At 34.5% G+C, this 12,413-nt stretch carries 9 protein-coding genes; 4 read left to right on the top strand and 5 right to left on the bottom strand.

The window, feature by feature from the left end; translation table 11 throughout:
• The first annotated feature begins 216 nt into the window (after positions 1–216).
• From EAH81_RS21475 to EAH81_RS21465, 3 genes are all read left to right on the top strand, one after another.
• Positions 217–3,423 (top strand): SusC/RagA family TonB-linked outer membrane protein, encoded by a 3,207-nt coding sequence (locus EAH81_RS21475; protein WP_140511058.1) that lies wholly within the window; start codon positions 217–219, stop codon positions 3,421–3,423.
• 25 nt (positions 3,424–3,448) lie between these two features.
• A complete protein-coding gene (locus EAH81_RS21470) occupies positions 3,449–5,149 on the top strand; it encodes a RagB/SusD family nutrient uptake outer membrane protein (protein WP_140511057.1) in 1,701 nt (566 codons plus the stop codon).
• Positions 5,150–5,564: 415 nt separating this feature from the next.
• Positions 5,565–7,574, top strand: coding sequence for a hypothetical protein (locus EAH81_RS21465; protein WP_140511056.1), 2,010 nt, complete (start codon positions 5,565–5,567; stop codon positions 7,572–7,574).
• Between the two features lie 505 nt (positions 7,575–8,079).
• Here EAH81_RS21465 and EAH81_RS21460 read toward each other — a convergent pair.
• From EAH81_RS21460 to EAH81_RS21450, 3 genes are all read right to left on the bottom strand, one after another.
• On the bottom strand, positions 8,080–8,523 hold the full coding sequence (locus EAH81_RS21460) for an SRPBCC domain-containing protein (protein WP_140511055.1): 444 nt from the start codon (positions 8,521–8,523) through the stop codon (positions 8,080–8,082).
• Positions 8,524–8,728: 205 nt separating this feature from the next.
• On the bottom strand, positions 8,729–9,226 hold the full coding sequence (locus EAH81_RS21455; protein WP_206669098.1) for a DinB family protein: 498 nt from the start codon (positions 9,224–9,226) through the stop codon (positions 8,729–8,731).
• A 56-nt stretch (positions 9,227–9,282) separates the two neighbouring features.
• A complete protein-coding gene (locus EAH81_RS21450; RefSeq protein ID WP_140511054.1) occupies positions 9,283–9,594 on the bottom strand; it encodes an EthD family reductase in 312 nt (103 codons plus the stop codon).
• Positions 9,595–9,755: 161 nt separating this feature from the next.
• Here EAH81_RS21450 and EAH81_RS21445 point away from each other — a divergent pair, with 161 nt between their 5' ends.
• The gene (locus EAH81_RS21445) at positions 9,756–10,742 is read left to right on the top strand and encodes a GlxA family transcriptional regulator (RefSeq protein ID WP_140511053.1); all 987 of its coding nucleotides are present in this window, start codon (positions 9,756–9,758) and stop codon (positions 10,740–10,742) included.
• Between the two features lie 113 nt (positions 10,743–10,855).
• On the opposite strand, the gene EAH81_RS21440 is transcribed toward EAH81_RS21445, so the two are convergent.
• Both EAH81_RS21440 and EAH81_RS21435 read right to left on the bottom strand, forming a co-directional pair.
• Entirely contained in the window at positions 10,856–11,161 is a 306-nt protein-coding gene (locus EAH81_RS21440; RefSeq protein ID WP_140511052.1) for a hypothetical protein, read from the bottom strand.
• Positions 11,162–11,477: 316 nt separating this feature from the next.
• Complete coding sequence (locus tag EAH81_RS21435; protein ID WP_241676614.1) at positions 11,478–12,293, bottom strand: Two component regulator three Y domain protein; 816 nt, start codon at positions 12,291–12,293, stop codon at positions 11,478–11,480.
• Positions 12,294–12,413 lie beyond the last annotated feature (120 nt).

Genomic DNA, 12,413 nt, shown 5'->3' with positions numbered 1-12,413 from the left:
TTTACATCTGTTTTTTAAACATATCGTAAAAAAACTGGTAGGTACTGGTATAGAGAGATATGGAAACATATCTACTTTTGGATCTCACATTTGTCTCTTTTCACAAACGATCTGCAAGTACTCCACGCATCTTGTTGGTTCTGAAAAAAAAGAAAGGGAGCGAATTTGACAAATTAGAGAATTCTATTACTAACCAAAAACCATTATTAGAAAATCATGAAATTATTAACCAAAGACAAACCAACAAACGATTGGCTTTCTGCTGAAATCTGGAAAGTTACCAAACTGACCTCCGGATTTCTATTAGCCATGACATTACAAGTTTCTGCTGCGACAGAAACTAAAGACACAAAGTTTTTTCTGAATTCAAACATTCCTCTCACTGGGAACAATGTTGCGAGAAAAGATTTATCTGTTTCTTTACTTACGGTACAAAAAACTATTAAGGGTAAAGTAACTGGCACAAAGGGAGAACCGCTTCCGGGCGTTAATATTCTTATAAAAGGCACGAAAATTGGCGTTACTACTGACTTTGATGGTAATTTCACTATTGAAGTTCCGGACTCCAACAGTATTCTTGTTATCTCATTTACCGGTTTTGTAACTAAAGAAGTTTCTGCTGCAAATGCTTCGAATATTCAGCTTGAAGAGCAAAATCAAACCTTAAATGAAGTTGTTGTTGTAGGATACGGAACTCAGAAAAAAGGTTCTACAACGGGAGCAATTGCCTCTGTAAAAGGTTCGGCACTAACAACAAATGCTTCTGCAAACGTTTCGAATGCTATTGCCGGGCGTATGTCTGGTGTAATTGCCAATAACCGTTCCGGAAGACCCGGTGATGACAGTTCAACTCTTTTGATTCGGGGATTTAACTCATTTGGCGGCGGTACAAGTCCTCTTGTAGTTGTAGACGGAATTCCGGATCGTGATTTGAACAGAATAAATCCTGATGATATTGAATCGGTTACGGTTTTGAAAGATGCATCGGCGGCAATTTATGGAGTTCGATCTGCAAATGGGGTCATTCTGGTTACGACCAAAAGAGGTAAAATTGGTAAACCAACAATCAAATTTGATGGATCTTATGGTATTCAGCAATTAACGAGAATGGACCAAAGGGTTAATTCCTGGGAATACATGACATACTACAACGAACTAAATGCCCACAAAGGAACGACGCTTCCTTATACACAATCAGACATTGACAAATACAAAGCAGGAAATGATCCTAATTATACCAGTACAAACTGGCTTAAAGAGGTGTATAGAAAAGATGCTCCGCAGGCTAATCTTTCTCTTTCTGTAAATGGAGGAAATGAGCAGGTTAAGTATTTCTTTTCCGGTCAATACTTAAATCAGGACAGTAATCTTAGAAATAGCGACGAGAGATACAGACAGTTTAACTTAAGATCCAATATTGATGTTAATATTTCATCCAACTTCAAAGTTAACCTTGATATTGCTACCCGTAAAGAAGACAGAGAGTATCCGGCAATAAGCATTGGAAGTATTATGCACGAAACGGTGAGCATGTATCCTTTTATTCCGGCTTATTGGAAAAATGGTTTACCATCTTCTGGAATTGCAAACGGTAGAAACCCAATTTTAATGTCTTCTTCGGCTGCTGGTTATGATAAGGTGATTAACTTAATCGTTAACCCAAAAATAGGTTTTGACCTTAAATTACCAAAGATTACCGAAGGTTTATCGTTAAACGGATATGCTGCATTTGACTACAATGTGCGCAGCGAAAAAAAATTCACGAAACCTTGGGATGCTTATTCTTATGACAGAACAAATGATAGTTATAATAACGTAAAAAACAGTACAAGTATAACGAGTGTTATGCAAGACGAACAAATTACGAATCAAAATACCTATTTCATAAAATTAGCTTACGATCGTAAATTCAATAAACACAATGTTAACGCTTTTGTAGGTTACGAACAAACTACGACTGATAAAACAGAAACATACGCTTATAGAAGAGATTTGTTAAGCGATCAATTAGATCAAATTTTTACAGGAAGTACAAAAGGGCAAAACGCAACAGGTGGCGCTTATCAAGACGGAAGAGAAAGTTATCTGGGCAGAGTTGCTTACAACTATGACAATAAATATTTTGCCGAAGTTTCTGCCCGTTACAACGGATCTTTCAATTTCCCGTCTGCCACTCGTTGGGGCTTATTCCCGGCGGTATCAGCAGGCTGGAAAATATCTGAAGAATCCTTTTTCAATAATAATGTAAAAGGAATTGATCAGCTTAAAATAAGGGCGTCTTGGGGGAAAATGGGTAATGATGATATGAGAAGTGATGGTCAATTGAATCAATATCTTTTCTTAACGAGATACCAACTAATTACGGATCAACAGCTTTATAACTATTTTGGTTCTGATTATACTTTAAATAACAGCATCTATCTTTCAGCAACTCCTAATCCTAATATTACCTGGGAAGTTCAGGATTCTAAAAATATTGGATTTGACATGGCTTTTTTTAATAACAAACTGACGGCTACTTTTGATTATTTCAGCAACAAAAGATCTGATATTTTAACCGCTAGAAATGCATCTGTGCCTTTGTACACTGGATTGGCACTTCCTAAAGAAAATATTGGAGAAACAATTAACAGAGGTACGGACTGGTCTGTAAATTATGCTGATATGAGTCATAGTTTTAAATACAGTATTGGTTTTAACCTTACTTATGCCCAAAGTAAAGTACTTTTTCGTGACGAGGCTGCTAACATTCCGGAGTGGCAAAAATCAACTGGAAAAGCAATTGATTCCTGGTTAGTTTACGAAACAAACGGTATTTATCGCACACAGGCAGATGTTGACAATTCGCCTCATTTTGAAGGAGCAAAACCTGGTGATATTTGGGTAAAAGACAAAGACAACGATGGTCATATAACGACTAATGATAAGGTTAGAATACCAGAATCGGCTACGCCAAAAATTGCTTATGGTATTCCGATAAGAGCAGAATATAAAGGGTTTTCGATCGATATGCTTTGGACAGGACAATCTCAGGCAAAACAAATGATTCTTCCGCAAGCACAGGGAGCAATCGTAGCACCGCCAACATGGTTGTACAACGACAGATATACGGCAGACAATCCTAATTCTAAATATCCGGTAGCTTTCAATGACTCTGATAACAGAAATAATATTGACGCTGACTTTTGGTTAAGAGATGCTTCTTTCTTTAGATTAAAATCTCTGGAGGTATCCTATATTTTACCTGAAAATATGCTTTCGAGATTTGGAGTATTAAATATGAGAATTTATGCCGGAGGAACCAATTTGTTTTCTTTCGATCATATGAAACAATATAATCTTGATCCGGAAACTAACAATACTACAGGAATTAATTATCCGCAAACGCGTATCTACAGAGTAGGTGTAAGTATTGAATTATAATAGTACAACAAATAAATATCAAGACATGAAAAATTATAAAAACAATAAACTAATAAATATAAAAAAGAAGGTATTTATCCTTGCCTCTTTTTTTATCACAATTGCATCATTTATATCCTGTAGCGAAGATCCGTTAGATAAAATTCCTTTGGATTCTTATACAGATGCATCAGTTTGGAATGATTTGAAACTTGCTGAAGCTTTTGCTAATAATCTATACACGGTATTGCCTAGCACGCAGCACAATTGGAACGACAGAACAAACCGCAGTTGGATTTTGTCTACCGCCTGTGACGAAGCATTCAATAATTTTAACGATTATGATGTATGGAATCTTAATTCCGGAGCACTTACGCCAGATAATGCCGGTAATTTTAATACCTGGAAACCTGCTTACGCCACGATTCAGAATTGTAATATCTTTTTGTCCCGAATTGATAATGTTCCCGGTGATGAAGCCACACGCAAACGATTAAAAGGTGAAGTTATTTTTCTAAGAGCTTTTGCTTATTTCAAATTAACCAGCGATTATGGTGGAGTTCCTTTGGTTACGGCTCCTTTTGACCTGAACAGTAATTTCAAGGTAGACCGCAGTACTTATGATCAATGTATTGATTTTATTGTTACTGAGTTAGACAAATCTGCTGAGTTACTGCCATTAACCGCTTCCAGTCTTGGAAGAGTTACAAAAGGTGCCGCTCTAGCCATAAAATCGAGAGCATTATTGTACGCTGCAAGTCCGCAATGGAATACTTCTAATGATGTATCTAAATGGAAAAAAGCTTCTGATGCTGCAAAAGCGGTTATTGATTTAAACATCTATCAACTTTATGATAAAAACTACGAAGATCTTTTTACTACTAATAATTCTGAGATTATCTTTTGTCGTTTGTCCAGTAAAGATCCACAGTGGAGTGCTTTTAATGGTGTCGAAATGTTTAATTCACCAAGTGGTTTTCACGGTTGGGCAAATTTTGCACCAAGCCAGGGTTTAGTAGATGCTTATGGTACTGCTGACGGAAAAGACATTACAGATCCTACATCTGGTTACAATCCGCAAAAACCATACGTAAACAGAGATCCTCGTTTTTACAAAAATATTGTATATGATGGCCGTGCTTATGGAAAACCTGAATTTTGTAAAGATCGTTATGATGTGGGAAGCTCAAATAAAGCTGAGTTCTACGAAGGCGGATTAGATTCTCCTCAAGGATGGGACAATTGGAATGCAAGCAAAACACGTTACACTTTCCGTAAATATTGTGATACAACTTACAATTACAACAGTGAAACACAAACAAACAAAGCCTGGATTATTTCTCGCTTAGGCGAAATTTATCTTAATTATGCCGAAGCGCAATTCAAATTGGGTAACGAAGGTACAGCAATACAATATCTGAACACAATCAGACAACGTGCAGGAATTACAGTTCCGTTGGCAGGTTTGACCGGTAGTGCTTTAGAAAATAAAATCCGTAACGAAAGACAAGTAGAATTGTGTCTGGAAGGATTTCGTTATTATGATGTTCGCCGTTGGAAAATTGCCGATGTGACCGAAAACAAACCTTTAATGGGAGTTGTTATTACCAAAAACGGTGATGGTTCAAAAACCTATACTTATACCAAAGTTCAGGATAGAATTTTTAAACCTCAACAGTATTTATTACCAATTCCAAGGGATGAAACCAATAGAACAAGTCTGGTTCAGAATCCGGGTTATAATTAATAATTGCATTTTATTTATTATCAGTCTCATGGTTATAGTCGATCAAAAAATCTGATAAGCCCGCAAACCCACTCTATAAATTGTGTGGGTTTGCTTTTAAAATTTAAAAAATTAATACTTCATAATAAAAGTAATTCTCCTGTATAAAAACACGATATATTCTCCGGAAATTATGCTGTTATAATCCATAAATAATGAAATTACCGCCAACCGCAAGAAAGATGATTACAAGAATTCCTATTACATTTGTTGATGTCCTCATTTAAACGAGGACAAAAAATAAGTGCATTTTTCAAATATTAACTGAATTAGTAAATTAGTAAAATACTTATCCAAAAAACAACACATTCACACTACTATACAATGGATAAGAACTCGTTGGCGGTAATTATTTAATACCTTAAAAATAAATTTAATGAAGAGATCATTTCAGAAAAATCAAAAATATTTTCTATTTGTCGTTGTCCTTTTTTGCTTCATAAGTAAGGCATTTTCGCAAGAAGAGCGCCGTTGGCAAATGGATCAGGATGGCTCTATTTCGTGGCAGATAAACAATAACATTCCGCATGACGATCATATCGAAATGAGCGGTAAAAAAATCTCCTGCGTTCTACGATATGGAGTTTCTGCCGATGGTTCGTTTCACGCGACCCGCAGTTTGGTTTGGCCAATGCTCAGAACAATACCCAACAATACTCATGCTAGTTTAACGCGCCAATTTGCACAAGACGCCTTGGATCTCGTAACAGTAAACTATAAACCTATTACTTCCGAAAAAGTGGTTTCGCTAACCCTTAACGGAACATTGCTTGTAAAGAGCAAAACCAATACACTCGAATTAACACGACAATTTTTCCCGTCAACAACATTGGCGGGTTATTGCGAAATTTATACGCTTAAAAATATTTCCGAAAAAACCTCTGTAGTAGAAATTCCAAAATCAAATGCAGTTTATACCTCAGATCCTGCAAAAGGAACAGAAGGCAGTTATGATTTACATGTCGATCTTTTTAATCCCGGAAGCTTTAATCTTAAGACAAATGAAACGATTAGTTTCTCAGTTTTCTACTCGGGCGTTAAGGCAAACGAACAAGTTCCTGTCGTAAATGTAGACGATGAAAAAAATAACCGCATAAAATTAATCCGTGAAATCTGGGATAAACTTATTTTAGAAACGCCTGATGAAGTCTTGAATACAGAGTTTGCTTTCGCGAAAATTAGAGCCTCTGAAAGTATTTTTGAAACCAAAGGCGGTCCAATGCATGGTCCCGGTGGAGAATCATATTATGCCGCCATATGGGCAAATGATCAGGCAGAATATATTGGACCATTTTTCCCTTATTTAGGATATGAATATGGCAATCAGGCATCGTTAAACGCGTATCTGCAATTTGCAAAATTCATGAACAAAGAATACAAACCAATCCCGAGTTCGATTATTGCCGAAGGAACTGATATTTGGGCGGGTGCCGGAGATCGTGGTGACGGAGCGATGATTGCTTATGGAGCTTCACGTTATGCACTTTCAAGAGGAAATACAAACGAGGCTCAACAATTATGGCCATTGATTGAATGGTGTTTGGAATATTGTCATAGAAAACTAAACACTAATGGTGTTGTAACCTCAGATTCTGATGAATTAGAAGGTCGTCTTCCTGCCGGAAAAGCCAATCTTAATACTTCCTCTTTATACTATGATGCACTTAACTCAGCCGTTTATTTGGGCGAAGCTTTAGGAAAAGATCAAGCACAACTTAAAAATTACAAAGCAGAGGCCGAAAAATTAAAAGCTGCGATCGAAAAGTATTTTGGTGCAAAAGTAGAAGGTTTTGAAACCTACAAATACTACAAAGAAAATGATGTTTTAAGAGCCTGGATTTGTACGCCGCTTACCATGGGAATTTACGACAGAAAAAACGGAACTATAGACGCACTATTCTCACCAAGACTATGGACAAAAGACGGCCTTGCCAGTGTTGCAGGCGATAAAATATTCTGGGATCGCTCGACTTTGTATGCATTGAGAGGTGTATTAGCAGCGGGAGAAACAGACAAAGCGCTGGATTTTTTACATTATTACTCCAACCGTCGTTTATTGGGCGATCACGTTCCTTATCCTGTAGAAGCATATCCTGAAGGCGATCAACGTCACCTTTCGGCAGAAAGCGGTTTGTATTGTAGAATTTTTACCGAAGGATTATTTGGAATACGTCCAACAGGTTTACACAGTTTCGATTTCACGCCAAGACTTCCTAAATCCTGGACGGTTATGAAAATGCGTCATATAAATGCATTTGAAAAAGATTTTGACATTACGGTAGAAAGAGCTGATCAGAAATTAAAAATAACAATATCAGAAGGCAAAAAAATAGTAGTCAATAAAGTCATTAAAGATGGAGACACTATAAATATCAATCTTAAATAGGGTTATTTGTAATATATTAAAAAAACGTTGTTTATTCTAAAAATGTGTAGTCCCTAGGGCAATATCATTAAGTTAAGATATTTTAGATTTTGTTCCATCGGAACATCTCATCGGTAGAAAAAAAATGCACCGAGAGAAACATCGTCCCATTGGGACGTTTGAGAAATTGTATATATAATCTGTGTATGTTTTTACCAATTATTATTTATAAAATCAAACGTTCCTAAGGAACGTGAAAAAATGCCGTATTTATTGGGCTACCAATGAAATGTTCCGATGGAACAAAAACAAATTGTTACATTGCATTTTTCCTTAACTTAATGACATTGCCCTTAGGGACCGCACCTACCACGGCGTAATTTCTAATTTTATTTATAGGACGATATTCCTAAAACACGCTGCTAAAATTCTGATTTCTCAAACTCTTCTTCTGTAATCATACAAACTATAACTAACCATTAAATCATCATTTAATACTTGTAACAAATTGTAATGAATAACTTTTTTATCCAAAAACATTCACGCCTTTTCCGGTAGTTATCAAGCTGAATAAACTTTCTTCTATCAGTTTTTTCCAGGCATTTGAACAATCTCCATAACATTCAAATTCTGGAACTAAACCCAAATGACTGAAACGAACTTGTGTTTTATTGTTTACTTCAGAAATTTCGAAGACAATTTTTGTTCCCGTCCATTCACTTTGATCTTTCACAAAACTTAATTTACTGTCTATAATACCCCATAAAATTCGTTCGTTTGGAATAATCTCTACAATTTTTTGCTTCGAAAAATGAATTCCCGGCACACTATAACTAAACTCTTCATTGAGTTTCTCTGTGCTTCCTTCAATTTCTCCCTGCCACCAACCGCGAACATTATTGATGGCATTAAAAACTTCTTCTTTAGAATTGTCAACTAAAATTGTTGTGCTATAATTTGATGTCGCCATTTTGTTGTTTTTTACATTATTTAAAACTTCTATTTTTCAAACACATAGATACATAGTTTTTTATTTCTGTGAAAAGTTTGCAAAAAAAGAAAAATATTTCTTCAAACATAGCTATGCGTATTAATGCTAAGTGAAACGTCTTTTTTATACACCATATAAATCTATGTTTCTATGTGTTAAATTAAGTTTTTATAAAGTGTAGATATTATTTAAGCAATTGCAATTGCCCTAAATGGTATTGCAAATGTGAGGTTCTTGTTACTACTATATTCAATTTATTGCGATGAGGTTCTTTCTCAAAATCCTCGGTAGTTACAGCAGTATGTTTTTCGAACCATTCTTCGGGTTTCATATTCTCGAATTTTTGTTTTATTGCTTCAGATTGTTTTGTCCAAAAACTTCTCAATTCTGATGCAGCAGGTAATTGTGCTACTGTTTTATCAGGCGATTTTATGAAAGGTTCATTTAATTCAGGATATAATTTTTCGCCCATATCCAGTAGAATTAGCAAATCGTCGTGAACCGCAATAAGATGTCCTAACAAATAAATCCCTCGGTTTTTTCCCGGAGCAATTTCTTTTTGCAAAGTTTCGTCAGTTAAAGAATGGAGTAATACATCACAATTTACTATTGAGGCGTACCATCTGTCTAATATCATTTTAACAAATAATGTCGTTGTTGGAATTGTTGCCGTTGTTGTCATTTTTATTTTTTTTTAGGTTATAATAGTTGTAATCTGTAAAAGTTTTTGTTGGAAAATCAGGTGTTTTTTGAATCATAGACATAGATCTGAACCTCGTCGTCGCTTGCAAAAATCATTCTGTCAACTGCACATTGCTGACCTATATCAGACTTAAAAGATTCCATCATTTCGTCAAGCGAATTAAAATATAAATTGGCTACACGATAAACATCATTATGTCCCGTAAGAGAAATAATTGGACCATTATTGATTTCATATTTTAGTAATCCCGGCAATTGTTTTGCCAGCGGAACATGTACTTCAAAATAGTGCTTTTCAAAAAATTCCTTATCCTTTGGAGTTGTGTAAATCACAGTCATTTTTGCCATAATAGTTTTTTGTTTAAATTGTTACAATCCTCCTTTTGAGTTTTGTATTGTAAAATTACCACCTAATAATCAAATCCTTAAGGTGTAAATCAGACATTGTAATGGGTAGTTTTGGACAAAAACATTTACTACCTTTACTTATCAAACAAAAGCAAAAAACGATGAAACATCTTACCATTATAGTTCCAAATGGAGATAATAATCTTCCCAGTATTACCGGTGCTTATGAAATCTTTAGCAGAGCAAATGCTTATAATAAGGCGAATAATAAAAACGAGTTATTTACGATACAATTAGCCGGCATATCTGAAAAAGTAGAGTTTAATGGAGGATTGTTTACTGTAAAACCCCATCTTAATATCTCGGCAGTTACTAAAACTGACCTAATTATTATACCTTCATTAAATCATAATTATAACATTGCGCTAAAAGACAATGAGCAATTATTACCGTGGATAAAAAAACAATACCAAAACGGAGCCGAAATTGCCACCATTTGTACCGGAGCATTTGTACTTGCTGCATCTGGATTGCTGGACGGAAAAAGCTGTTCTACGCATTGGTCCGTAACCGAAAATTTCAGATCAATGTTTCCCAAAGTAAATTTACAAATCGATGAATTAATTACCGATGAAAAAGGAATTTACACAAATGGCGGCGCTTATTCATTCCTTAACCTGATGATTTATCTGATTGAGAAGTATTATGACAGAAATACCGCTATTTATTGTTCGAAGGTTTTTCAAATCGAAATGAACCGAAATACACAATCTCAATTTGCCATTTTCACAGGTCAAAAAAAGCACGATGACGAAATGGTACAATTGGCACAATCATACATCGAAAAGAATATAGAAGTAAAAATATCTATTGGAGAATTATCCTCAAAGCTGAATGTTGGAAGGAGAAATTTTGACAGAAGATTTATAAAAGCCACCGGAAATACTCCCGTAGAATATTCGCAAAGAGTAAAAATTGAAGCCGCCAAAAAAGCATTTGAAACCAATAGAAAAACAATCAACGAAGTAATGTACGAAGTCGGTTATTCTGATGTGAAAGCATTTCGGGAAGTGTTTAGAAAAATTACGGGAATGTCTCCTTTAGAATACAAAAGAAAATACCATAAAGATGTTGTTTTAGTCGCTTAAAATTATTGACCTTTGGAATTATTTTTTCTACATAATATCAAAAAAAGACTGTTCAGTATAACCGAACAGTCTTTTTATATTTTCAAGCATTTTATATTTTTAAGCATTATAGCTTAAGCCATAAACAATGCATACTTATTATAGTTGTATAAAACCTGATCATACGGCACTAAAGGTGTTCCAACTTTTTCTGAAGAAGCCTCGAATTTAATACCATTGTGTTTTCTGAACAAATAGATTTCTTTCAAACAATTTGACAAACTCTGGTGAATTGATGTCGTAAAAGTTGGCAGCTTCTTGTCTCCTACCAGCAAATCAATTTGATAATTAGAGCTACTTTTCGATAAATTGTTCCCTATTATCCTTATTGTAAAATTTGTCTTTTTCCCGTATTGTTCACCTTGATACTGTACTACCATAATCTTATTATTAAAAAGGTTAAATTATTATTATTTTAAAACTTCAATATACTTATAAGTTGAATTCAATATTAAAGTTATGAAAAAAAAGTAAGTTCATATAAAAACTTATCTTAAATTATTAAATCGATACAAAGTTAGTACAAATTCTACTTTCGAAACCTTTTTATTTTCTTCTCAATCATTAGATTTTCCCTTCTATTGATATCGAAATATCACTGCATAAAAAAACCGTAACGAATTACTGTTTTCATAATTAACTAAATATATTTTATCAACTTTATGAACGATTATAAAAAATCATTCCTAAGCACGATTAATTTTCGATAATAACTCTGGTATCTTTTTCAGCATTTAGTTCCAACAAAAACAGATTCCCGTTTTGATCGAACATCGTCATATTTAAAGCATCCAATAATGCTAAGTTTTTTGATACTCCTCCGGCAAATTTATTGTATGAAAGATTCATTTCAGACAAATGATGTAATTTTTCAAGCTCTTTCGGAATTTCACCTTCAAAATCGTTATCAAACAAACTAAGATTTTGTAAAGCATTAAAATTTATCACTTCTGCGCTTAAATTCCCTGATAGTTTATTGCTGTTTAAAAGCAAAACCTTCAGTGCGGGTATCTTATAAATTGAATTTGGTAATTGTCCTTCAATCTCATTATCAAATAATGACAGAACTTCCAATTGATTTAATTTTCCAATCTCGACAGGTAATTCTCCCGAGATTTTGTTCTTGAAAAGTTCTAAATCTCTAAGCTTTTGCAACTCGCAAATAGTTTCCGGTATTGCTCCCGAAATTTGATTCACCGAAACATCTAAAACTTCAAGTTCTTTAAAATTATTAATGGCACTTGGTAGTTGACCTTGTAATTTATTTTTGTGCAAATCAACTGTGGTCAAATTCACTAAATCAAAAAATTCAGCAGGTAATTCTCCTTCCAGATTATTGTCGGCTAAATTAAGAGCCGTTACCTTTCCATTTTCGACCTGAACTCCGTACCACGTTGAAACTGAAAGTGATAAATCCCACTTAATTTTCCACTGTGCTCCATTTGTCGAATGGTATAATTTTATTAAGGCTTCTTTTTCTTTATCAGAAACTGTATCTGCAAAAATATTCATCGAAAAAATGAATATTAATAAAAGAGTTGTTAGGCATTTCATAACAGATTTGGGGGTTTTGTTATCTGTGCTAAAATATGCAATTCACAGATATAAAGCATATAATGTCGATAAAGTGTT

This window comes from Flavobacterium pectinovorum, assembly GCF_006438875.1.
GTDB classification, from domain to species: Bacteria; Bacteroidota; Bacteroidia; order Flavobacteriales; family Flavobacteriaceae; genus Flavobacterium; species Flavobacterium pectinovorum_A.
The sequence above is the reverse complement of the archived record's forward strand: the minus strand, read 5'-3'. Positions and strand labels throughout refer to the sequence as shown.